The 25,280-nt window shown below is 51.9% G+C and carries 16 protein-coding genes; 7 read left to right on the forward strand and 9 right to left on the reverse strand.

Annotated features, from left to right (window positions below; translation table 11 throughout):
• Positions 1-3: 3 nt before the first annotated feature.
• Entirely contained in the window at positions 4-1,401 is a 1,398-nt protein-coding gene (leuC, locus tag Q4E93_RS15630) for a 3-isopropylmalate dehydratase large subunit (protein ID WP_303586719.1), read from the reverse strand.
• A gap of 9 nt (positions 1,402-1,410) precedes the next feature.
• Positions 1,411-2,580 (reverse strand): 2-isopropylmalate synthase, encoded by a 1,170-nt coding sequence (locus Q4E93_RS15635; protein ID WP_303586721.1) that lies wholly within the window; start codon positions 2,578-2,580, stop codon positions 1,411-1,413.
• A 199-nt stretch (positions 2,581-2,779) separates the two neighbouring features.
• Between Q4E93_RS15635 and Q4E93_RS15640 the strand changes: the two genes are divergently transcribed.
• The 7 genes from Q4E93_RS15640 (at position 2,780) to Q4E93_RS15670 (ending at position 14,326) form a co-directional block, all read left to right on the forward strand.
• On the forward strand, positions 2,780-4,330 hold the full coding sequence (locus Q4E93_RS15640) for a hypothetical protein (RefSeq protein WP_303586723.1): 1,551 nt from the start codon (positions 2,780-2,782) through the stop codon (positions 4,328-4,330).
• An 81-nt stretch (positions 4,331-4,411) separates the two neighbouring features.
• Positions 4,412-5,674 (forward strand): WD40/YVTN/BNR-like repeat-containing protein, encoded by a 1,263-nt coding sequence (locus Q4E93_RS15645; RefSeq protein WP_303586725.1) that lies wholly within the window; start codon positions 4,412-4,414, stop codon positions 5,672-5,674.
• Positions 5,675-5,967: 293 nt separating this feature from the next.
• Positions 5,968-10,263, forward strand: coding sequence for a DNA-directed RNA polymerase subunit beta' (rpoC, locus tag Q4E93_RS15650; protein WP_303586727.1), 4,296 nt, complete (start codon positions 5,968-5,970; stop codon positions 10,261-10,263).
• A gap of 91 nt (positions 10,264-10,354) precedes the next feature.
• Complete coding sequence (locus Q4E93_RS15655; protein WP_303586729.1) at positions 10,355-10,948, forward strand: OmpH/Skp family outer membrane protein; 594 nt, start codon at positions 10,355-10,357, stop codon at positions 10,946-10,948.
• Positions 10,949-10,973: 25 nt separating this feature from the next.
• On the forward strand, positions 10,974-12,395 hold the full coding sequence (locus Q4E93_RS15660; RefSeq protein WP_303586731.1) for an APC family permease: 1,422 nt from the start codon (positions 10,974-10,976) through the stop codon (positions 12,393-12,395).
• A 264-nt stretch (positions 12,396-12,659) separates the two neighbouring features.
• Entirely contained in the window at positions 12,660-13,667 is a 1,008-nt protein-coding gene (locus tag Q4E93_RS15665; protein ID WP_303586733.1) for a bifunctional heptose 7-phosphate kinase/heptose 1-phosphate adenyltransferase, read from the forward strand.
• Positions 13,664-14,326, forward strand: coding sequence for a 2-C-methyl-D-erythritol 4-phosphate cytidylyltransferase (locus Q4E93_RS15670; RefSeq protein ID WP_303586735.1), 663 nt, complete (start codon positions 13,664-13,666; stop codon positions 14,324-14,326). Before Q4E93_RS15665 ends, Q4E93_RS15670 begins: the two co-directional genes overlap by 4 nt.
• Here Q4E93_RS15670 and Q4E93_RS15675 read toward each other — a convergent pair.
• From Q4E93_RS15675 to Q4E93_RS15705, 7 genes are all read right to left on the reverse strand, one after another.
• Positions 14,319-15,236 carry a GNAT family N-acetyltransferase gene (locus Q4E93_RS15675; protein WP_303586737.1) on the reverse strand — a complete coding sequence of 306 codons (918 nt, stop codon included), beginning with the start codon at positions 15,234-15,236 and terminating at the stop codon, positions 14,319-14,321. The two genes, Q4E93_RS15670 and Q4E93_RS15675, sit on opposite strands and share 8 nt — an antisense overlap.
• A gap of 1 nt (position 15,237) precedes the next feature.
• Positions 15,238-17,994, reverse strand: coding sequence for a M1 family metallopeptidase (locus Q4E93_RS15680; RefSeq protein ID WP_303586739.1), 2,757 nt, complete (start codon positions 17,992-17,994; stop codon positions 15,238-15,240).
• A 2-nt stretch (positions 17,995-17,996) separates the two neighbouring features.
• Positions 17,997-19,619, reverse strand: coding sequence for a M1 family metallopeptidase (locus Q4E93_RS15685; protein ID WP_303586741.1), 1,623 nt, complete (start codon positions 19,617-19,619; stop codon positions 17,997-17,999).
• A gap of 5 nt (positions 19,620-19,624) precedes the next feature.
• Positions 19,625-21,049 carry a sugar transferase gene (locus Q4E93_RS15690; protein ID WP_303586743.1) on the reverse strand — a complete coding sequence of 475 codons (1,425 nt, stop codon included), beginning with the start codon at positions 21,047-21,049 and terminating at the stop codon, positions 19,625-19,627.
• Positions 21,050-21,056: 7 nt separating this feature from the next.
• The gene (locus tag Q4E93_RS15695) at positions 21,057-22,034 is read right to left on the reverse strand and encodes a Gfo/Idh/MocA family protein (RefSeq protein WP_303586745.1); all 978 of its coding nucleotides are present in this window, start codon (positions 22,032-22,034) and stop codon (positions 21,057-21,059) included.
• 41 nt (positions 22,035-22,075) lie between these two features.
• Positions 22,076-22,975: a transglutaminase-like domain-containing protein gene (locus Q4E93_RS15700; protein WP_303586747.1), complete on the reverse strand. Its 900-nt coding sequence runs from the start codon at positions 22,973-22,975 to the stop codon at positions 22,076-22,078.
• A gap of 182 nt (positions 22,976-23,157) precedes the next feature.
• On the reverse strand, positions 23,158-25,206 hold the full coding sequence (locus tag Q4E93_RS15705; RefSeq protein WP_303586748.1) for a kojibiose hydrolase: 2,049 nt from the start codon (positions 25,204-25,206) through the stop codon (positions 23,158-23,160).
• Positions 25,207-25,280: the final 74 nt, after the last annotated feature.

Below are 25,280 nucleotides of genomic sequence, written 5' to 3' on the forward strand. Positions count from 1 at the left end.
TTATTATAGGTATTCCCTCACATCTGCGACCTCTCCCGTGATGGCTGCGACTGCAGCTGTCAGCGGGCTGGCGAGGAGGGTGCGGGCGCTGGGCCCTTGTCTCCCTTCGAAGTTGCGGTTGGATGTGGAGATACAGTATTTTCCTGCGGGGATCTTATCCTCATTCATTGCCAGGCAGGCAGAGCAGCCGGGCTGACGAAGGAAGAAGCCGGCAGCTTCAAAAATTTTGTCGAGGCCTTCTTCAATGGCTTGCTTTTCCACCTGTTTGGAGCCGGGCACGATCCATGCCTCGATGTCTTTCGACTTTTTGCGCCCTTTTACGAAGGCGGCGACCATGCGGAGGTCCTCGATGCGGGAGTTGGTGCAGCTGCCGATGAAAACGTAATCCACTTTTTTCCCTTTGATCGCGGAGCCTGCTTTCAGACCCATATAATCCAGGGATTTGAGATAGGAGGGTTTTTCCGTTTCCGTGATCTCTGTTTCGGAGGGGATGTGGCCGGTGACGCTGATGCCCATACCGGGGTTGGTGCCGTAGGTGATCATGGGTTCGATGGTGGCAGCATCGATGTGGATCTCCTTATCGAATACGGCGTCGGTGTCGGAGAAGAGTTCTTTCCACCCGGCCAGCGCGGTGTCCCATTCGGCGCCTTTGGGAGCGAATGCGCGGTCTTTGAGATAGTCGAAGGTCGTATCGTCGGGAGCGATCATGCCGCCGCGGGCGCCCATTTCGATACTCATATTGCAGATGGTCATACGGGCTTCCATGGACAGCTGACGGATGGCCGAGCCGGAAAATTCCACGAAGTAGCCGGTGGCTCCGCTGGCGGAGATCTGTGCGATGATGTAGAGGATGATGTCTTTGGAGACCACGCCTTTATTGAGGGCGCCTTCCACATTGATGCGCATGAGCTTCGGCCGGCTCTGCAGGAGGCATTGGGTGGCCATTACCATTTCCACTTCGCTGGTGCCGATGCCGAAAGCGATGGCGCCGAAGGCTCCGTGGGTGGAGGTATGGCTATCGCCGCATACGATGGTCATGCCGGGGCGGGTGATACCCAACTCGGGGCCTATGACGTGAACGATGCCCTGGTAGGGGTGACCGAGACCGTAGAGCTCTACACCATGTTTTGCGCAGTTGGCTATCAGCTGCTGCACCTGCATCCTGGACAGTTCGTCCTTGATGGGGAGGTGCTGATCGACGGTGGGGACGTTGTGGTCGGCGGTGGCTACGATCTGGCGGGGGCGGAAGACCTCCAGCCCTCTTTTCTCCAGCCCTTTGAATGCCTGGGGGCTGGTGACCTCATGAATAAAGTGTTTATCGATGTATAGCACCGAAGGCCCACCGTCGATGGTCTTTACCACATGCTGGTCCCAGATCTTTTCAAATAATGTTTTTGCCATATGGTTTCGTTACGCGGTAACTGCTGCCGCGTTGTAAGCTTTTGCCAGTTCATTCAGGTCTGCTTCCATCACTTCCTTTTTGGTGTCGGCCACTTTCAGGAATCGTTCGTACAGGACGTCGATGTCGTTGCGTGTAAAGGAATAGCCGAGCTTCTGGAAGCGGAAAGCCAGGGCGCTGCGGCCGCTGCGGGCTGTCAGCACGATCTTGGAGCCATCTGCGCCTACTTCATCCGGATTGATGATCTCATAGGTGGAAGCGTCTTTCAGGAATCCATCCTGGTGGATACCGGAAGAGTGAGAAAAAGCGTTGGCCCCTACGATCGCTTTGTTAGGCTGCACCGGCATACGCATGGTGTCGGAAACCAGGCGGCTGATGGGGTTGAGCTTTTCGGCTTTGATATTGGTATAGAATCCCAGCTGTTTGTGTTGTTTGATCACCATGACCACTTCTTCCAGTGAGGTGTTGCCGGCGCGTTCGCCCAGTCCGTTGATGGTGCACTCGATCTGGCGGGCGCCGCCGCGGATACCTGCGATAGAGTTGGCGGTGGCCAGACCCAGGTCGTTGTGGCAGTGGCAGGACAGGATGGCTTTATCGACATTCTTCACATTGTTGACCAGATAGGCGATCTTCTCACCGTATTGGTCGGGGAGGCAATAGCCGGTGGTATCGGGGATATTGACTACGGTGGCGCCGGCGGCGATAACGGCTTCGACTACGCGGGCCAGGTATTCATTGTCGGTGCGGCCGGCGTCCTCCGCAAAGAATTCCACGTCATCGACCAGATTGCGGGCCCATTTCACGGCTTGAACAGCGCGTTGAAGGATCTCTTCTCGGGTGGAATTAAATTTACTTTTTATGTGAAAATCGGAAGTGCCAATGCCTGTGTGTATGCGGGGCCTTTTCGCATGCCGGAGGGCTTCCGCGGCCACTTCGATGTCTTTCTGCACGGCCCGGGTGAGGCCGCAGACGGTGACGTCCTTCACTATTTTGGCGATCTCTTCCACGGAATGGAAGTCGCCGGGGCTGGAGATGGGGAAGCCAGCCTCGATGATATCCACGCCCAGGGCTTCCAACTGTTGGGCCAGCTCGACCTTTTCGGTGGTGTTGAGCTTGCAGCCGGGTACCTGTTCGCCATCGCGGAGGGTGGTATCGAAAATGTAGATCTTTTTGTCGGACATAGATTTTTTTAAAAGGGTTAGCAAAAAGGAGAGGGCGGATGTATCTTTGAGGGCCCTATTCCGGAAATAACCTTCCATCCGAAATTAGCTTTCTTTATTTTCGGTTTAAAATCATAATTAGCATGGTTTTACACGGTTTAATAGGGGCTATTTCGTCTGAAACCCACTGCTGTAAAGGATTTTAAAGTTTTAAATTACGATGCCCAACCGATCGTCAGACGCCCTGTTCCAACTTATTAAGTCTCTGGAAAAGTCAGAGAAACGCAATTTCAAGCTGTATATCAAGCGAAATTCGGCCAGTGAGGACCTGCAGAGCATACAACTATTTGATGCTCTGGACAAAATGGAGGAGTACGATGAGGCGCAACTGTTAAAAAAAAGCAAAAGCCTTAAGAAGCAGCAGCTGTCGAATGCCAAAGCCCATTTATACAGGGAGATCCTTTCCAGCCTGCGGCTGATCCGGCAGGAGGAAAACATTGATATTCAGCTACATGAGCAGCTGGACCATGCCCGTATCCTCTATAACAAGGGGCTATACCTGCAAAGTCTGAAGGTGCTGGACAGGATCAAGGAGAATGCCAAGGAGCATAACCAGATCACCTTTTTGCTGCAGGTACTGTTTTTCGAAAAGACGATCGAATCGCTGCACATCACGCGTAGTATGCAGGACAGGGCTGACCGCCTGACGGCGGAAGTGGATGAAGTGAACGATCATCTCAGGCTGGTGAGCACCTTGTCCAACCTCTCGCTGCAGCTATACAGCTGGTATATCCGTAACGGGGTAGCCCGTAATGAGAAGGACGAGATTGCCGTGCAGGAGTTCTTCGAAACGCATCTTCCTGCGGACCTCAGCGGCTGTACGGGGTTTTATGAGAAACTGTACCAGTACCAGAGCTTCTGCTGGTATGCTTTTATCCGGCAGGATTTTCTTCTTTACTACCGATATACGCAGAAATGGGTGGACCTGTTCGAGAAGGAGCCTTTTATGTTGGGGATCGAGACCGCTCATTACATCAAGGGGATGCACAATTTGCTGGGGGCGCATTTCGACCTGCTGAACTATCCTAAATTCATAGAAACGCTTCGTCAATTCGAGGAGTTCTCCCATTCCGCCATTGTGACGGGCAATGTGAACAACCGGATCCAGACGTTTGTGTATCTCTATATTTCCAAGCTGAACAAGCATTTCCTGGATGGGACCTTTACGGAGGGGCTGGAGCTGGTGCCTTATATCGAAGAAAAGCTGCGGGAGTACTGGATCTACCTGGATCGTCACCGGATATTGGTCTTTTACTACAAGATAGCCTGTTTGTATTTTGGCAGCGGGGATTATGAGCGGACGATCGATTATCTGAATAAGATCATTAACTGGAAGGTGGATCTGCGGACGGACCTGCAGTGTTATTCGCGGCTGCTGCACCTGATCGCTCATTATGAGCTGGGCAATTATGGGCTGCTGGAGTACCTTATCAAGTCGGTGTATCGATTTATGGCCAAGATGGAGAATTTGAGCCTGGTGGAGGAAGAGATCTTCCGGTTTCTCAGGAAGTCGTTCAATCTCTCGCCGGACCGTATACGGCCTGAGCTGGAGAAATTGCTGGAGAAGCTGAAGAAGTATGAGAAGAACAGGTTTGAGACAAGGGCTTTTGTTTACCTGGATATTATTTCATGGCTGGAGAGCAAGGTGCGGAATGTGCCGGTGCAGGATGTGATCAGGGAGAAGTACCTGGAGGGGCATAGGAGGGGGTAAAATTAAATGATCATTAAAGCGGCCCGGATGGGTTGACCGTATCCTGTATGATGAGTATTTTTCCCGAATAACCTTTAACCCATGAATAGAGCAATACCTGCAATTCTCGTGTTGTGCTTGTTCACTGCCTGCCAAAAGCAGGATCACGACCCTCAAGCCAACGTTTTTTTTATCAAGATCGATCCATCCGTGGGCTCTTTGACCTCTAGAGGCCAGGGCGATACATTCTTTGTCAGTTTAGTGAATCCCCAAATGGTCGCAGCCGTGCCCCTGGTTTATCATCTGCCGGCGGGGGCTGTAGTCAATTCAGGCAAAAAACAGGGGATGAATGTTTTCTCGCAGGATCAGGTTGGCAATTTATGGGCGGATACTGTCGATCTGACTCCCAGCCCGATGCATATACTGACCGTTACCTGGGCCAATGGCACCACTAAACAGTATGCGATAGCGTTCAAATATGAAACAAAGTTCATCGGTTTTCCCGAAGTGGTGCGTGATGCTTATACAAATAGCATCTTCTTCGACGGGGAAACAATGTATGTAGCGACGACGAAGGGACTGCTGATGTCCCAGTATGACGGTTTTGCGGACTATTTTCTATTAGGAGGAGTTACCGGCCCCGGCCCGGAAGTAAACTGCGTTTATGCCCGGGGAAAAACTATTTATGCCGGCATTAACGATGGGCTGGCCATGTCTTCGGACGGCGGGAAAACCTTCACGACGCGTGTATATAAATCTGCAAGCGGGTATGGCTTCGGGGTAACCGGGATTGCTGTCCAGGGGGACACTGTTTATTGTGCCTCGGGAAATGGTATGCTGATCTCACGGGATGGGGGGGCTAGTTTTGATACGACCACCAATGGGCTCATTACGCCTGGAAATACTACTCAGTCGATGTGGTGTGTCTATGCGAGTGGCAGTACCGTTTATGCAGGGGGGCAGAACGGTTTGTTTATCTCTCATGATGGTGGACGTTCCTTTACATACAATGACAATCTAAAGGACCCGTCCGGGCTCCGGATCCGTGTCAACGGCATATACGTTCAGGATGGAGTGCTGTACCTGGCGACGATACAGGGGGTGGCCATATCCAAAGACGGCGGCCAAACCTTTTCGAATCACCAGCCGAACGGAGTGCCCTGGGCCGGCCAGGTGGCAGTGAATGGCAATACCATCAGTGTCGCCACAGGGAAACTGGACATTACCACCGATGGCGGGCAATCCTTTACGACCTATTCAGGGGAGATCGGGCTTGGAAAGAATGTAACTTCGGTGGCAACGACGGGGAATGTTATCTATTGCGGCAGCCAGAATTCCGTCCTCAAAATAATACCCCGGGAATAAGAGGGGGAAAAGTGAAAAGATTTGAACCAATGAAGGTTAAAAAATGTTAAAGAATAGCTGAGTCAATTTCCCATACATTGCTGGATTTTATCATGCGAAAGCCAGGATAAGTGCTTATTGAAGAAATAAGCATTTGTCATTATTAAGATTTTGCCTGAGTGTTATTTCTAATTAAATTCGTACCTTTGCCCTCCTTAATTTAGGTTTATTGTCTTTCTTGGCTATTTGCCTGTCACCTAAGTTATTGATTTTCAGAAGGGTAATCGAGGAATAAAAAAACCGCATATTGCAATATGGCTATTAAAAAAGAAAATCGTCCCAGAGCCACTTTTTCAAAAATCACCATCGGACTTGCTTCTCCTGACAGTATCCTCGAAAGATCCTATGGAGAGGTCCTGAAGCCGGAGACCATCAACTACCGCACGTACAAGCCTGAGAGGGATGGGTTGTTCTGCGAGCGTATATTCGGTCCTGTAAAGGATTACGAGTGCGCCTGCGGCAAGTATAAGAGGATCCGATACAAGGGGATCGTCTGTGACCGTTGTGGTGTGGAGGTGACGGAGAAGAAAGTTCGCCGGGAGCGTATGGGGCACATCAAGCTGGTGGTGCCTGTGGTTCATATCTGGTACTTCAAGTCCCTGCCTAACAAGATCGGTTATTTATTGGGCATGAGCTCGAAGAAATTGGAGAGTATTGTTTATTATGAAAGATATGTCGTGATCCAGCCTGGTATCCGTACGGATAAGGGGCAGAATTACGGCGACCTGCTGACGGAAGAGGAATACCTGGAGATACTGGACACCCTGCCCAAGGACAACCAGTACCTGCCTGACGAGGATCCCTCCAAATTCATTGCCAAGATGGGAGCTGAGGCTGTGCATGACCTCCTGGAGAGGATCGAGCTGGATCAGCTGTCCTTTGACTTGCGCAATGCGGCTGCCAACGAGACTTCGCAACAGCGTAAGGCGGATGCGTTGAAGCGTCTGAGCGTTGTGGAAGCTTTCCGTGATGCGAATTCCCGGATCACCAACCGTCCCGAGTGGATGGTGATGCAGTATATCCCGGTGATACCTCCGGAGCTGCGTCCACTGGTGCCGCTGGATGGCGGAAGGTTTGCGTCTTCCGACCTGAACGATCTTTATCGCCGGGTGATCATCCGCAACAACCGTCTGAAGCGGTTGCTGGAGATCAAGGCGCCTGAGGTGATCCTGCGTAATGAAAAACGTATGTTGCAGGAAGCCATCGATTCCCTGTTCGACAACAGCCGTAAGTCCAATGCCGTGAAGGCGGAAGGCGGCCGTGCCCTGAAGTCCCTCAGCGATGTGCTGAAGGGCAAGCAAGGCCGGTTCCGTCAGAACCTCCTTGGTAAACGTGTGGACTATTCCGGTCGTAGTGTTATCGTGGTGGGTCCTGAGCTGAAGCTGCATGAGTGTGGTCTGCCGAAGGACATGGCTGCCGAGCTGTTCAAACCATTTATCATCCGCAAGCTGATCGAGCGGGGTATCGTGAAGACGGTGAAGAGTGCCCGTAAGCTGGTGGACAAGAAGGAAGCTATTGTCTGGGATATCCTCGAAAATATACTGAAAGGGCATCCTGTGATGCTGAACCGTGCTCCGACGCTGCACAGACTGTCAATCCAGGCCTTCCAGCCGAAGCTGATCGAAGGTAAGGCTATCCAGCTGCACCCGTTGGTGTGTACGGCTTTCAACGCCGACTTTGACGGTGACCAGATGGCTGTGCACGTGCCTTTGAGCAGTGCTGCCGTACTGGAAGCCCAGCTGCTGATGCTGTCTTCGCACAACATCCTGAACCCGCAGAACGGAACGCCTATCACCCTGCCTTCACAGGACATGGTGTTGGGTCTCTATTATATAACCAAAGGCAAGAAGTCTACCCCCACTGAAAAGGTGAAAGGTGAGAACAAGGCCTTCTACAGCGCCGAAGAGGTGATCATCGCCTATAATGAGAACAGGGTGGACCTGCATGCTTATATCAAGGTGAAGACCACGGTGAGGACGCCCCAGGATACACTGGAGACCAAGCTGCTGGAGACTACGGTCGGAAGGGTGCTGTTCAACCAGTTCGTACCAGTGGAAGTCGGCTTTGTGAATGCCCTGCTGACGAAGAAATCGCTTCGTGAGATCATCGGGAACATCATCAAGTGGACGAACATTCCCAAGACGGTGAAATTCCTGGATGATATCAAGCAGCTGGGATTCCGCATGGCATTCCGGGGTGGATTGTCCTTCAACATCAATGACCTGATCATTCCCGATACCAAGGAGCAGCAGCTGGAAAATGCGAAGGGTGAAGTAGACGAGGTATGGGACAACTACAATATGGGATTGATCACCAATAACGAACGTTATAACCAGATCGTGGATATCTGGAGCCGTGTGGATACGCGTATCACGGAATCGCTGATCGTGGAGCTGGCCAATGACAAGCAGGGATTCAACTCTGTGTACATGATGCTGGACTCCGGCGCCCGTGGCAGCAAGCAGCAGATCAAGCAGCTGGCGGGTATCAGGGGTCTGATGGCCAAGCCGAGAAAGTCCGGCAGCACGGGCTCCGAGATCATCGAGAATCCCATTCTTTCCAACTTCAAAGGCGGATTGAACGTATTGGATTACTTTATCTCTACGCACGGCGCCCGTAAGGGTCTTGCGGATACGGCTTTGAAAACGGCGGATGCCGGTTACCTGACCCGTCGTCTGGTGGACGTTGCGCAGGACGTGGTGATCACTGAAGAGGATTGCGGTACGCTGCGTGGCATCGCTACTTCTGCCCTGAAGGACAATGAGGATGTGGTAGAGCCATTATATGACAGGATACTGGGCCGTACATCTCTTCATGATGTATATGACCCGGCTTCAGATAAGCTGATCGTTACTGCAGGTGAGCAGATCACCGAAGAGATCGGCAAGGCCATCGAGGATGCCGGTATTGAAATAGTGGAGATCCGTAGCGTACTGACCTGCGAAAGCAAGCGTGGCGTCTGTGTGAAGTGCTATGGTAAGAACCTGGCTACGGGCTATACGACACAGAAGGGAGATGCGGTGGGTATTATCGCCGCCCAGTCCATCGGTGAGCCTGGTACACAGCTGACCCTCCGTACATTCCACGTAGGTGGTGTGGCCGGCAGTGCGTCCGTAGAATCTACCATGCTGGCTAAGTTTGAGGGAACGATCCAATTCGACGGACTCAGAACCGTCGTTACTGAAAATAATGAAGGCAACAAGGTGCAGATAGTCATTGGTCGTACCGGTGAGGTGCGTATCATGGACGTGAAGAACGACCGTCTCCTGATCACCAACAACGTGCCTTACGGCGCTACCCTGAATGTGAAGGATGGCCAGAAAGTGAGCAAGGGCGACATCATCTGCACATGGGATCCCTTCAACAACGTCGTGATCTCCGAGATCGCGGGTACTGTCAAGTTCGACGCTGTCCTCGAGGGTATCACCTACCGGGAAGAGGCGGATGAGCAGACGGGTCACCGTGAGAAGGTGGTTATCGAGACGAAGGATAAGACCAAGATACCTTCCATCAACATTGAAGGAGCCAAGGAAATAAAGGCCTACAACTTACCTGTGGGTTCGCATATCGTTGTCGAAGGCGGCGATGAGGTGAGGGCTGGACAGGTGATCGTGAAGATCCCCCGCGTACTGGGTAAACTGCGGGATATCACCGGTGGTCTGCCTCGTGTAACGGAGCTGTTCGAAGCGCGTAACCCGGGCAACCCTGCTATCGTCAGCGAGATCGACGGTGTAGTAGCCTTCGGGAATATCAAACGTGGTAACCGCGAGATCATCGTGGAAGCCAAGGATGGCGTGGTGAAGAAATATCTCGTTCCGCTGACCAGGCAGATCCTGGCGCAGGATGGTGACTTCATCAAGGCCGGTGCACAGCTGTCCGACGGACAGGTGGCGCCTGCGGACATCCTCTCCATCAAAGGACCGTTTGCCGTACAGGAATATGTGGTGAATGAGATCCAGGAAGTATATCGTCTCCAGGGTGTGAAGATCAACGATAAGCATATCGAGGTCATTGTACGTCAGATGATGCGCAAGCTGACCATCGTCGACCCGGGTGATACGAGGTTCCTGGAAGAAGATACAGTGGATAAGTTTGAGTTCCTGGAAGAGAACGATTGGATCTTCGATAAGAAGGTCATCAGTGATCCGGGTGAGTCCACGAAGCTGAAAGCTGGTCAGATAGTCAGTCTCCGGGAAGTGAGGGAAGAGAATTCCATCCTGCGCCGGAATGACAAGAAGCTGGCTGAATTCCGGGATGCCAGGGCTGCTACTTCGGCACCCTTGCTGCTGGGTATCACCAAGGCTTCACTGGGTACACAGAGCTGGATATCAGCTGCATCGTTCCAGGAGACCACGAAAGTACTGTCCTCTGCGGCTATCCAGGGCAAGAGTGATGACATGCTGGGGCTGAAGGAGAATGTGATCACGGGTCACCCGATCCCTGCAGGTACAGGGCTGCGTGACTTCGAGAACATGATCGTGGGCAGCAAGGAAGAGTATGAGCTTCTGCAAACTACCCGTGAGGCTATGCAGTTCGACGAGGAAGAATAGTTCCACTCAATATGTTAAAAAAAACTAAAGTAGAAGGTAAAAAAGCCTTCTACTTTTTTATTTGGAGGCAATCCATGCTATATTCGCGTTTATGAAGTATCTATCTACCATTTTGAGTGTGACCGCCCTGGCACTGGTGGGGGTGTTGTTTTACCTGTTTGCGCACCATACCGAGCAGCTGAAGACAATCTCGGACATCGAGCAAAAGAAGGCAACACCTAATAACTTCAGAATCGCTTACTTCGATATGGATACCCTGCAAACACATTATGATGGGTTTAAGGATGCGCAGGTCCAGCTGAAGGCAAAGGAAAATGCCATGAACCTGGAGCTTTCCAGTCTGAGCAAAAACTATCAGAAGAAGGTGGATGCCTGGCGTCAGAAGGGCAACGCCATGACGCAGGCGGAAGCTGAGCAGGCGCAGCAGGAGTATGCCAAGGACCAGCAGGATTACGCCAGCCGTAAGCAGGCCCTCGAGCAGGAATATTACAAGATCACCGAGGATCTGAAGAATGGTATACGCAAAGACGTGGAGCAATATCTGAAAGGGTATAACAAGGATCGTAATTTCTCTTTCATAGTGGAATACGACCCAGGTAGCTTTATATATTATAAAGATTCAGTTTATAACATCACCCCGGATCTGGTGGATGGCTTGAATGCGGCTTATAAGAAGAAAAAATGAGTATATTGAGGCTCTAATTTCTTCTATGGCAGAGACAACCAAGACTTTCAAACCGTCCCTGGGATTATTGGATGGCACTATGATCGTAGCCGGCTCCATGATTGGGTCCGGTATTTTTATTGTCAGTGCGGACATCACCAGGAATGTGGGCAGCGCCGGCTGGCTGATCTTTGTATGGCTGATCACCGGGTTTATGACCTTATCGGCTGCCATGAGCTACGGGGAGCTGAGCGCCATGTATCCCAAAGCGGGGGGGCAATATGTCTATCTCCGGGAGGCTTATAATCCGCTGACCGGCTTTCTGTATGGCTGGAGTTTTTTTGCCGTTATCCAGACGGGAACGATCGCTGCCGTGGCGGTGGCATTTTCCAAATTTTCGGGTTATTTTATTCATGAGCTTGAGCTGACGCCTGACAATATACTTTATCAGAGCGGCGGGTTCAAGGTATATTATGCCCAGCTGGTGTCTATCCTGCTGATCATTCTACTAACCTATATCAATACCAGGGGGATCGAAGGAGGAAAATGGATACAAACGATCTTCACTGTCACTAAGCTGGTGTCTCTTTTTGGATTGATCGTGTTCGGGCTTTTCCTGGGCGCCAATGGAGCAGTGTGGAAGGCTAACTGGACGGATGCCTGGCATATGCATTCGCTGACGCCTTCGGCGGACGGGCTGCTGAGCAATCCTATCGTTGGCCTGGCGGCGGTGGGCGCGGTTGCGGCGGCCATGACAGGCTCTATCTTCTCCAGCGATGCCTGGAACAATGTTACCTTCATTGCGGGGGAGATGAAGAACCCCAAGCGTAACATCGGTCTCAGTCTTTTCCTGGGGACGCTGATCATTACGGTGATCTATGTGTCGGCGAATCTGATGTATCTCAGTGTGCTGCCGATGGACCAGATAGCGACGGCGCCACAGGACCGGGTGGCGGTGGCTGCGGCCAAAGTGATCTTCGGACATATGGGAACGTATGTGGTGGCGGCGATGATCATGGTGTCCACTTTCGGATGCAACAATGGCCTGATCCTGGCAGGGGCCCGTGTATATTATACGATGGCGCAGGACGGGCTGTTCTTTAAGAAAGCGGGGAACCTGAACAGGAATGCTGTTCCGGGATGGGCTTTATGGGCGCAATGTGTTGTTGCCGCCCTGCTTTGCATCAGCGGTAAGTATGGCGACCTGCTGGATATGATCTCTTTCGTGGCGGTGGCTTTTTATGCGTTGACGGTTCTTGGTATATTTTTGCTACGGAAAAGGGCGCCGGGTATGGACAGGCCGTACAAGGCTTTTGGCTATCCTGTCCTGCCGGCTATTTATATCCTCCTGGCTGTGATATTTTGCATTGCGCTGATCATTCAGAAGCCCACCTATGCGGGATGGGGCCTGGGGATCGTGCTAGCGGGGATACCGTTGTATTATGTGGCGGTGTCGAATAAGAAATAGATATTGGGGTTTGGTTAAGTGTCCCTTGGGTTTCGCTTTATCTTGTTCCGGCGGCTATATGACCTTCCGCCGCTGTACATTGGCTACCACTGGACAGCGGTTCGTTATTCGGCAGATCGAACTATTGAGCGGTTGCAGCTGAATCTTCCAGCCCAATGTAAGGCGGACTCCAGGCATATAGCCGCCTACAGTCGCGTGACGGCTGGCGGAAGATTGGCCAATAAATTGCGGGTAGGAGATTAAAAATTGTGCAAGGAAAAAATTATGAGTGAATTCAGTAAATTATTCAAAGATTTTGCGAATATAAAGGCGGGCGTCATTGGGGATGTCATGCTGGATACTTATTGGTGGGGGCATGTGGAGCGTATCTCTCCCGAGGCGCCTGTACCGGTGGTAACGCTGGACAGGAAGGAATACCGTATCGGCGGAGCGGGCAATGTGGCCCTGAACCTGGCTTCTTTGGGGGCGCATGTCGCGACCTTTTCCGTCATCGGGACGGAGGAGGAGGGCAGGTTGCTGGAGAGATTGTTAGAGGAAGCGACCATCGATACGAAATATTTACTGAAGAGCGATAACCGGATCACGACGAATAAGGCGCGGATCATGGGCCGAAACCAGCAAATGCTGCGGCTGGACTCGGAGACTACGCAGGATCTTTCGCCGGAGGAGGAGGACAAGCTGTTGTCGATGATAGAGAAGTATCTCAGGGTCGAAAAGCCGCAGGTGATGATCTTCGAGGACTATAACAAGGGGGTGCTGACCTCCCGTGTGATCCGCGAGGCAATCGCCCTTTGTGAGAAAGAGGGGATCGTCACGGCCGTCGACCCTAAACGCAAGAATTTCTTTTCTTACCGGGGTGTAACGATCTTTAAGCCAAATCTTAAAGAAGTGAAGGAGGGCCTGAACCTCCTTTTGGATGAAGTGCGGCTGCCTGTATTGCAAAACATCCACGAGCAGCTGGCGAAGCAATTACACCATCATATTTCCTTTATCACATTGTCGGAAAAGGGGGTGTTCTACAGCGGCGGCCAGCGTTCGGACATCGTATCCTCTCATGTGCGTAATATTGCCGATGTCAGCGGCGCGGGGGACACGGTGATCGCCGTTGCCTCGCTGGTATATGCCGTAACGAAGGACGTCAGACTGATGGCGGAGGTCGCCAATATCGCCGGCGGCCTGGTCTGCGAGGAGGTGGGAACGGCGGCCATCAATAAAGACAGGCTGCTGGAAGAGTGTGATCTGCTGCTGGGGGAGAAAAGCGTGCAGCAATGAAAAAATATGCAGTTATAGTGGCGGGTGGATCGGGACATCGTATGGGGACGCAAGTGCCCAAGCAATTTCTTTTGCTGCATGGTAAGCCGGTGTTGTGGTATACATTAGAAGTCTTTCTCCGGGCTTATGAGGACCTGGATATTATCCTGGTGGCGCCTGAGGAGCATATGGAGACGGCTCGAACCGTGGTCTATGCTACCATGGCTCCTGAGCGGGTGAGGATCGTAGAGGGGGGAGCAACCCGTTTTCAATCCGTCAGAAATGGACTGCAGCCCATCTGTGAGGAAGCCGTTATTTTCGTACATGATGGGGTGCGCTGCCTGTTGTCGACGGAACTGGTGCATAGCTGTTATGAACAGGCGGTGCGATTGGGCTCTGCCATTCCTGTCGTGGATTCCAAAGACAGCGTGCGGGTGGTGACGGGAGCGGACAGTGCGGCCATCGACCGCAGCCGTGTGAAGCTGGTGCAGACGCCACAGACCTTTCTCAGCCGTATCCTTCTGCCTGCCTATGCGCAGGAATACAGGGAAAGCTTTACCGACGAGGCCTCTGTCGTAGAGGCATCCGGGGGCAAGGTACACCTGGTAGCAGGGGAAACAAATAATATCAAGATCACTACTCCCATTGACCTGGTGATCGCAGAAAAGCTCCTTATTTAATCATTCTCAAAGGCCAGCTCAGCATATTGTACCGATGGAAGTAATAGGGCTGGTTATGACTTCCAAAATTCTCATAAAAATGGGCGATGCCGGGAATTTCGGAACCTTCGAAGTCCAGCGTTAGATCCTGTCCTGCAAATTCATGGATGAGCCTGTCCAGCAGGAAATGATTGGCTCCTTCCTGGCGCCCGCCGGGCAAGGTGGTTGATTGGAGGAGGTATAATCTATTTTTATCCCGGGGTAAAAGCGCCGTTGCCAGCAGCTGCCTTTGTGCATTCATTATGCCTCTCATCAGGAGCTGCCCTTTTTCCTGTAGGTGCTGACATAAGTATTGAAATTGCGTGTAAGTCGCTTCCTTTATGTGCGGGAGGCGAAGGCTGTACTGTTGTTTGAAAAGGGATAGGGTGTCGACGAGGTGGAGATCTTTGTTGTATTGAAAGGAGTGGCGGCGCGCTTTTTTCAAGTTGTTCACCAGGTCAGTCCTGTAGTTGGCGGCGAGCTTTTCATAGGAAGCGCCGAGGTCAAGGACGAAGTTGGTAAAGGGGGGCAGGTTGGGGTGTACGTTCCTGTAGTTGAGGAAGATCTCGGCAAAGCGGAAGCGCTGGTGCATTGCGTCCAGGAAAGCGTCGATAAGGGCGGGTGAGACGGGGTTTGGCGAAAAGATACCTAACTGCTGGGTAAAGGCGGGTTGGTAGAGATAGCGGATGCCCCATTTCTTTCTCCACGGCAGGGGCATGACGGCTTCATAGTCACCGATCACCAGGGCGTCCCATTGTCCGTCCGCCATATGGTCCAGGTACCAGGACCTGCCATAGATAAGCCCCATGGGAGAGCGTTCGATACAGGCATCCCATTTATCTGCAGATAACTGTTGCCGGGAGCAGTAATCGATATGATAAAGAGGAGGCATATCAGAGGGGTAGATTATGTACTATTTTCCGGGGATCAATGTTTTGGAGGTCGATGCTGAAAGATAATCTTTTAAAGAAAGTATTCTGATCGGGAAGGGTCCGGAGCTGATCGCGGAAGTCGCTGCTGTAGAAAACGGGTGCGAAGAAGTTGACGACATTGTGGAAGAGAGAGAGCTGTAAGCCGCCTGCGTAGAGGAAACGGCTCGTTAGCGCGTTAGGCTTCCAGGCTTCGGAATAAGTGCCCACATCGAAGAAGAGCTTTAAGGGCAGCCATTTTGGAACAATGCCAGCGGGCAGGGTGGTGGTAAGGTTGAGGGAGCTCACCCAGTTGTCTGACCGGCCTTCCAGCCAGGGAAAGCTGGGGACGCGTATTTTCAGGTTGCCATCCCGTTGCATGATCTGCTGACTGGCGAAGCCGGTGTATTCGTTGCGACCCAAGAAATAGTTGCTATAGGTGTAGTCCTCGTTGCCGCCCACGGCTGTCAGCTTCGGTTGATAGAGTGTGACGCCGGAGCTATTGTCCCTGCCGCCGAGGTAGCCGAATTTAGCGGCAAACAGGCGCAGGTCCATGCCGCCTCCTGCGGCATAGTTGAAGAAGTATTTACCTGTGAAATTGATCCTGTAGAACCGGGCGCCCTGCTGCAATTGCAGGTGAGCCTGCCAGGGATATAATACGCGCTGATCTTCTGCGTGGAAGCTCAGCTGGTCGAGGTAGCGAAAATCATATTTCCCAATGCGGTCTGCATAGGCGAGAGAGTCCGTGCTTTTGACGACATAGCGGTCGGGGCCTCTTTCCCCGATGAGGAAAGTCTTCCATTCGATGTAACGTTTTTGGGTGCTGCGGAGATCTTCGCTGCCAAGATTGATGCGGATGGAAGGTGTTAGCTTATAATAGCCTCCGAAGAGCTTATGTCCATTGCTGTCGACGGCGGACAGGGAAGAGAAACGTTCTCCCCACAGGGCGAGCGTAAGCTTTTTAAATGTCTGGCCAGGGTACCAGGAATAGCTGATGCCTGCGATGCCCGTCATCTGCCGGCTGTGCGTGGCGTAGAGGGGGGCTGCCAGGAACTGAAAGCGATCGAAGGGGAGGTTGTAATTATGGACCACTATTCCGGCCATGAGCCCATCATATTTATTAATGGCGACGGCCGGGACCAGGTTGATATAGTCGATCTTATCGGTGTTGCGGTAATTGAAGAGAAAGGCGGGCCGGATCTGCCGGTGCTGTGGCATAGGTTGCAGGGGGCCTTTCGTGTCCAGGAGGTCGAAGAGGGTGGTGAGGTCTTTTTTGCTGGCGAGGGTGACAATTTTGTGAAAGTCTTCCGGATAAGGGTGTTTAAACTGCCATTGATGATAATACATGCGCATGCAGCTGTCCATAAGGGAGCGACCCAGGCTATCTTCCAGCAGCTGCATCCAGGCGGCAGCTTTGGAATAGGCTACCAGCTGATAGTTGGCTACGGTAAAATCTTCAGCCGTGGTGGAAATGGGCTGATCTTTTTTTTCTCCGGCCAGGGTATTGAGGATGAGCTTGTCCTGGTCCTCCGGCATTTTTTTGAGCAGCCAGTCATTGTTGGCCTTTCCGCGTTTCCGCGGGGCCGGGGTACCGGGATGCCAATAGGGATATTTTATCGCCGCATACCGATTGTCGTAATAAGTATTGATGCCTTCATCCATCCAGGGATAGCGTCTTTCATTGGTGCCGAGCGCGCCGTAGAACCAGTTATGGCCTATTTCGTGTTCGATCATCAGATCCAGCTCCAGGGTTGAGGGTTGATCGGTGATGCTGGTGATGGCGGGATATTCCATTCCTCCCGGAGAGGCCGGCGATCTTATCTGGGCCACGCTGACCGTGTTGTAGGGATATTCACCGATGGCGGCGGAACGGAATCGGATGGCGTCTTTTATATATTTCGTTGCGTTGGGCCAAAAGGACTTTGCCGCGGGTTTGTAATAGGCGTAGACATCTATCGTACGCCCCGAGGGGAGCGCCAATGTATCATGATCTACTTTGTATTTTTTGTCGGCGAACCAGGCGAAGTCGTGAATATCCTTTTGAAGGTAGCGAAGGGTTTTATTCGGGGAGGCCGTGTCAATGCGTTGTAAATCCCCTGTAGCGGCGACGACGTAGCTTTTCGGCACGGTGATCCGTACGTCATAATCTCCGAATTCGCTGTAGAATTCCCCCTGATCGAGGTAGGGCATGGGATGCCAGCCTTTGCAGTCATATACGGAAGGTTTGGGATACCATTGGGTTACCTGGTAGGTGTTGCCCACGTGTCCGCCCCTGGAAAAGTTGAAAGGGAGCTGTTCATGGAAGGGGGTAGTGATCAAGGCCGTTTGGCCGGGCGGGAGAGGGTGAGGGAGGATGACCTTTATGACATCGATATACTGCGGGTGGTCTTCCATGCGGGCCGCTTCGCCATCCACGCGGAAATCCAGCCTGTTGATGTATCCTTTTTTGTCTTTATCGGAAAAGTAGAAGTCTGTACGGCCATTGGCGAGCAGCTGTTCGCTGAACGCCGTTCTGTCGTTCTTATAGGCATTGGCCCAGCAATGGACCCAGATCCAGGCCAGGGTATCAGGGGAGTGGTTGGTGTATTGTATTTTGACAAATCCGTCAAGGGTATGTTCCACGTCATTGAGGCTGACGTCGATGGTATAATTGACCTGCTGCTGCCACTCTTGAGCTGCAAGCTGCAAGCTACAAGCCGCAAGCAGGAGTGATAAGATATTTTTAAGTTTTGGTGCTTTCATTGTTAAAATGAGCCGGTGTTATGCAGCATGTTGAATGCGTGGTCCAGGTTGCTGCCGGTGGATTGTTCCAGGCTGGCCTGCAGGTCTTCGGGGTAAGGGTGCCTGAATTTCCAGGCGGAGAAATAAGCCTGCATGCCTTTTTCCAGCTTTGCTTTCCCGATGTCCGTCTCTAACAGGTGCATCCAGACGGCTGTTTTTGCATATACAACCAGGCCGTATTCGAATTCGGAAGGGAAGGCTGCCGCCGGGGTTTCGACGGGTTCGGTGGTCTTCAGCTGATTGATGACATTATAGACTGCCGACAGGAAGTCGTCGGTCGGCAATTTTTTGATCCTGTCGGGTATGATGTTACCGAGTATGCCATTGTACTTGTATTTTTCCGCCTCATAAAGGAACTCATAATAAGTATTGATGCCTTCGTCCATCCAGGGGTGTTCCCGTTCGTTGCTGCCCAGCATGCCATAGAACCAGTTGTGCCCCACTTCATGGGCAATGACGCCGTCCAGCTCTTCTTTTCCGGCTTTGGGGCTTGTGATGAGCGTGATCATCGGGTATTCCATTCCTCCGGAGGAGGTGTTACCGGGGCCTTCCACCGCACTGACCATTGGATAGGCGTATTCTCCGATCCATTTTGAATAATGCAGGACAGCGTCCTTGATAAAGGAAATGCTATTCATCCATTGTTTGTTGCCGCCCGGACGGTACCAGGAGAATACGTCAATGATCTTACCGGATGCAAGCTGCAGGGTATCGTATTGTATGATGAAGTTCTGATCGGCGAACCAGGCGAAATCGTGTACGTTGTCTGCGTGGTAGTCCAGTGTTTTCGAGATAGTGGCGGGCGGGGAGTAGCGGATGGGGGCGAAGGGGTTGTTGTGATTGGCCGAGCCTGTTTGTTTGTAGGCTTTCGATTCGGCTAGTGTGAGCAGCTGGCCTGTGGCGCCGACGACATAGGAAGAGGGCAGGGTGATGTGGACGTCGAAGCTGCCGAATTCGCTGTAGAATTCGCCCTGGTCGAGGTAAGGCATGGCATGCCAGCCTTTGTTGTCGTATACGGCCGGCTTGGGGAACCATTGGGTGATCATATAGCTTTTGCCGTCATGTCCCAGCCGGGAGAAATAGGAGGGGATCTTTACGAAGAAGGGGGTGGCGATGGTGATCTCTTTACCCGGGGCGAGGGCTGCGGGCAGGGTGAGCTTCAGGATATCGGCGTTTTGCACGTCTGCTTCGGCGGGTGCATTTTTTCCGTCGACGGTGAATGCCAGCTGATCGATGTAACCATTGTCTCTGATCTTTTTCAGCTTAGTCTTTCGTTCCTCGATCTGGGACAGCTGTCTGTAGAGGGCTGTCGTATTATCCTTATAGGCATTTGGCCAACAGTGAACGTAAATAAAGCGGAGGGTATCGGGGGAATGGTTGCTATATACCATGGTCTCGAACCCTTTGAGGGAATGGGCGGCGTCGTCGAGCGTAACTTTTATGTCGTAGTGGACTTCCTGTTGCCAGTATTTCTCAGCTGCGAGCTGTGAGCTGCGAGCTATAAGCGGAGATTTGTGAGCTGCAAGCTGCAAGCTACAAGCTGCAAGCAGGATGGAGAAGGTGAGGATGAGTAGATTTTTTTTCATTTTTGTCATTTGCCTTTTCCCTTGAAGATGATGTGCAATGTATAGAGCATGATCTTCAGGTCCAGGGCCAGGGAAATATTTTCAATATACATCAGGTCGTATTTCATGCGTATGATCATTTCGTCGACGTTCTCGGCGTAGCCGAACTGGATCATGCCCCAGGAAGTGATCCCGGGCTTGACTTTCAGGAGATAACGGAAATAAGGGGTGTGGTGGTACAATTGGTCAATGTAATATTGTCTTTCAGGGCGGGGGCCTACCAGGCTCATTTCGCCTTTCAGGACATTCCAGAGCTGGGGCAACTCATCGATCCTCCATTTGCGCATGGTCTTACCCCAGTTAGTGATGCGGGGGTCGTTGTGGGAGGACAGGGCGGGGCCATCTTTTTCCGCGTCGATGTACATGGAGCGGAATTTGTAGATCATGAATTTTTTGCCTTTATAGCCTATTCTTTCCTGCAGATAGAATATGGGGCCAGGGGAAGATAGCTTGACCCGGATGATCGTGTACAGGATCAATGGTGAAAAAAAGAGCAGGCCCAGGACAGATGTCAGCATGTCGATGCCTCTCTTTATATTTTGCTGCCATTCAGGTATGAGGCCTGTGTGGATGTCGGAGAGGACGGCGCCCAGTACATTGCTGGTGCGTACGGAGCCGGAAAGGATGTCGAGGGTGCTGGGGATGATCTTGATCTCAACGTCTTTATCGCTGAGTCGTTCGATGATCTTTTCCACTTCTGCCTTTTCGGATCGTTCCAGCGCCACTACTACCAGGTCTATCTGGTGCTGATCGATGGTGGCCTCGATGTCGGCGGAACCTCCCAGTTGGGGAAGGTATTTTGCAATGCCATTGTTGTTCTGGTCATTAGTGACATAGCCGGCGTAACGATAGCCGGAGGATTGAAGGCCTTCGAACGAGTCCTTATAAATGCGGGTGGCTACGGCATTGCTGCCCACGAGGAGGGTATTGAAGATCACCTGTCCATTGCGTATCTGTTTGCGAACCTGGCTCAGGATAATGAACCTGCCTGCGAATGTCAGCAGGAAGTGGGCCAGCAGGAAGATAAAATAAGTTTTATAGAAGTAGTGATAGTCTTTTTCCGGGTCGTTGATGACGATGGAAAAGAAGACGACCGTGCAGCCGATGATACTATAGGTGAACGTATAGGTGAGCTCTGTCAGCCTGGATTTTTTATAAAGAGAAGCGTAGGAGCCTACCAGGGCGTAGAGCAGGATCCAACCCAGGGGGATGGTGATAGTGCCCAGCCAAAACCTGTTTGTCAGCAGTAATTTACCGTTGAGGTATATGGGTTCGGACAGGAAGATGCGCCGGCTGAAATGAAACAGGATAGAAGCGAACAGGGCGGCAACGTAGTCGCTCAGGATATACCAGAGGATAGGGATCGTATGTGGTTTTTTGTGAGCCGGCATGCCGGGATCAGGTATTGATGGTGTTGTGTTTTATCTTACGCAGGATCTGGTGGGCGATGTCCATGGCCCGGAATCCGTCCACTTCGGAGACACGGGTAGGGGTATTCTGGAGGATGGCCTCGCAGAATTTTTCCAGCTCCATACGGATGGCGTTGACTTCAGGTACGGGAGGATTGGAGAGTGCGATGGTCTTTTTTCCCCCGCCTGGCGTTTCTATATCGAATGAGAATACATCCACGTCCTGTGGGGTCTTCAATTTAATGATCTCAGTTTTTTTATTCAGGAAGTCGATGCCGATGTAAGCGTCTTTCTGGAAGAGGCGCATCTTCCTCATTTTTTTCATGGAGATCCGGCTGGACGTGAGGTTGGCAACGCAGCCGTTGTTGAATTCAATGCGGACGCTGGCGATGTCCGGTGTTTCCGTCATGACGGCCACTCCGCTGGCGGAGATATTTTTCACTTCGCTCCTGACAAGACTGAGGATGATGTCGATGTCATGGATCATCAGGTCCAGGATCACGCTGACCTCGGTACCGCGTGGATTGAACTGGGCCAGGCGATGGACTTCAATGAACATGGGGCTCAGCTGCATGGATTGTAGGGCGAGATATGCCGGATTGAAGCGTTCGACGTGGCCTACCTGTAATTTGACATTCGACTCTTTTACCAGTTGGACCAGCTCGCGGGCTTCTTCCATCGTATTGGCGAGCGGCTTTTCCACGAATACATGTCGTCCTTTACGGATGGCTTTTTCGCATAAGGAGAAATGAAAGGGGGTGGGAGCGATGATGTCTACGAGGTCGCAGGCTTCCATCAGCCGCTCGGCATCCAGGAAACGGGGCAATTGGTATTTTTCGGCGACTTCCCGGGCGATGTCATCATTGGGATCATAGAATCCCACCAATTCGGCGGATTTTATTTCTTTCCAGTTATTAAGATGAAATTTCCCCAGATGGCCCACTCCGAAAACACCTACTTTAAGCATTTATTATTTTTTTTGGGTGCTCAAAGATAGGTATTTGCCAACTACCGGGTGAATTCTGTCCTTTGGCGTGTAAAGGGTCTCATATACTTGATGAGATTTCCGAAGGTGATTGGAATATCGGGGTTGGGGAAGACCTTGGTTTGTATGAGTCTCCTGAAGGTGTACAGGAATACGGGGATATACAGGAAAAAGGTGACAAAGAAATAGATGGAATATATTTTCAGGAACCATGTACGGACGGAAATGGTGTCAGCCTTTTCTTTGCCGAGGACCCAATTCAGTATTCCTTTAGCGGCCGGCATGAGCACGGGGATCTTTGTCCAATTAGCGTAGCGAACGTCTTCGAAGCGATATTGCATGTCATAGTTGGCAGGTACCTGGCGGGAGTAATAGTTCCAATCCTTACGCACGTCCGCGAAACTGGCGAGGCGGCCGGCTGGTGTTACCCAATATGCATTGAAGGTAGGGTCGAGGACGACCCAGCCATGGTCTGTCTTAACTTCGACGATGTTATGTGCGGCCCAGGTGCCGTTTGCTTTCATTTGCGCAATGCGGACGGGATAATCATACGTTTTAAGGATCATTGCCATTACCTGGGAGTAGCTACCGCAGGCACCCTGGGTAGTCATCAGGTCGACGGAAGTACCGTGAAAAAAATCGGCGCTCGGTCCGAGCAGCCTGGAGCCACCGAATATGGGGGCCCTGTTGATCATCAGCTCATGACAGGTGGCCATGGCTTTCACTACGATGGAATCCTGGGTATCATTTGCGTCCAGCCTGCTGTCGATGTTTCCTTTGATAGATGCAAAAAGTCCTTCCTCGTAGGTGGATTCCATCCTGAAATAAAACATGGAAGCAATAAGAAAACCGTTCAGAAACATAAGAAAATACAGGTTCCTGAAGAGATTTTTTAAGGGTTGTAACGAAATTTTAGAGATCATATTTCCTTTGAATTTTGAAAGATCTCCATGAGTGGTTTGGTCTCATAAAAATACGATCAATTATCGAAAAACTGCCCAAAAGGATTCGTATAACGACTATAAGAAGAGGATTATTTTAGATGGTTTAATGAAATGAGGAAATTTTAATTCCCTTTTCATTTTATAACTCATTATTAATGAGGTTATTTTATCATATAATCTTTCTTACCAGGGCCGATGCCAGTGAGCCTTAAGGAATGCCAGCGGGCGGGCAGACCGGTCTTTAACTGCGTTATACCCGCGGGGGTGATCTCCAGTCCACCGAAACCATTGAGCAGGGCTTGCAGGATGCCGCCGGCTCCGGTGGCAAAGTAGGGGTTATTGCCGGTGGCTGTTTCCGCCATGACGCCAAAGGGGGGGCGCAGGTTGGATGTATAGCCTTCCTTCAATGTTTTATAGGCTTTTTCGGGAGATCCCAGGCGGCTGTAAAGGATGGAGAAAATCGCGTGGGTCATGGCGGGGCCTTCTCCTACGCGGGGAAGGTAATATTCCAGGTCTTTGCGGATGGCGGAGGGGGTTGTCACTTCTTTCAGCGGGTAGGCCAGGAGGTTGACGTCTGCCTGTTTGATCTTCTCTCCGTTGTAGGAGGCATGTTCCTTTGTGGTGCCGTCTTCGAACCGGAGGATGGGGATGTTATTGCGTACTGTCATCCAATCGGGGTTGGGCGTGATGTCCAGAAGCTTTGCCGCGTCGGTGGCATATTGGAGGTTTGCCCGTGCGGCGGCGTTGGTAAAGGCGTTGTTATCCACGTTCTCGGCCCATTCGTCGGCTGCCACGACATTGAGGATATCGTAATGTCCGGGCCCATTGCGTTCCACGCGGCTCGCCCAGAAATCGGCTGTCTCTTTCAGGATGGGGTATCCTTTTTCACGGAGCCAGGTTTTATCCTGGGTTACGCAGTAATAGTTCCAGGCTGCGATGGCGACATCGGCGGTGATATGATGTTCGAAGGGGCCGCTGAGGGCCCAGACGGGGGTCTCTTCATTGCCGCTGGCGGCGCTTTCCCATGGGAACATGGCGCCTTTATAGCCATGGGAGGCGGCATTGTGCCGGGCTGTTTCCAGGCGCTGGTAGCGATATTCCACCAGGGAGGCGGCGATCCTGGGCTGGAGCAGCAGCAGGGCGGGGAACATCCAGAGCTCTGTATCCCAGAAGGTATGGCCATTGTAACCCAGACCGCTGAGGCCCATGGGAGACAGGCTATAGGAGGTACCTTCCCGGGCGAAGGAATACAGGTGATACAGCATAAGATGGATATCGCGCTGGGTGGTGTCGTCCCCGTCAATGAGGATGTCGCTCTTCCACAATTCGTCCCAGGCTCTTTGGTGAAATGCTATCAGGCGGCGGCTGCCCTGGAGCGCCGCAAAGATAGTGAGGCGTTCTGCTTCGTTCAGGGGATCGTCGCTGTGCGCCGAGGTGATGGCGGAGCCGACGACAGAGAAATGGTAGGTGGCGCCGGCCTTCAATTGTTTTTTAAATTTTTCCAGGTGCATGCTGTTGTCCCACATTTCATGAATGACGGAAGGTTCCTGGCCATGGGGTTCGTCGAAGAGGAAGCTGTTGGACGCGGCCATCAGCAGGCGGCCGGTGGGGCTTTTGGCGGTGGAGGTCAGCAGGGAGATGCGGACATGGGGTCTGTCGATCTCATTGTAATAGTTCTCTACGTCCTTCAGCATGTCGGGGGCTTCCATAACGCTGGCGGGTGTGATCTCCATATCCTTTTTTGCAGTGATGGTCACGTCTACCAGGGCCGTATAGGGCAAATGGCGGAGGGAATACCAGGTATAGCTGATGGTAGCCTTGTCACCGTAGTCAAAATGGGTGGTGAGGGCAGCGTGACGCATGTCGAGGGTTTGTTGCACGTGCGTCAGCTGGCTGATGTGGTCGATGCGTTGTCCGTCTATGTCCAGATACAGGTTGACAAAATTGAAGGTTTTCAGGATATTGCTGACCCTGCCGCGGCCATAGAGGTCGAAGGCGCCATTGAGGACTACGTCTTTTGCTTTGAAGGGTTCGGCGGAGGAGACGAGGCCGATCATGCCATTGGCCACTGTGACGCCGGCATAGTGTGGCGGGTCGATGGTGTCTGCGCGGATGGTCCAGGTGTCCGTGTGGGGTGTCTGGGTTTGGGCAGGTGCGGTGAGGGTGAGGAAAGCGCAAATGAATATGATGAGGAGGTGGGTGATTCGCATGGGTGTGGTATGAATTTGCAATCGTTTGGGGCTAATTTACACATTATTGTTTATTTTCGGCCGGTAAAGTAAAC

The organism is Flavitalea plasmicola, from assembly GCF_030546645.1.
Taxonomy (GTDB): domain Bacteria; phylum Bacteroidota; class Bacteroidia; order Chitinophagales; family Chitinophagaceae; genus Puia.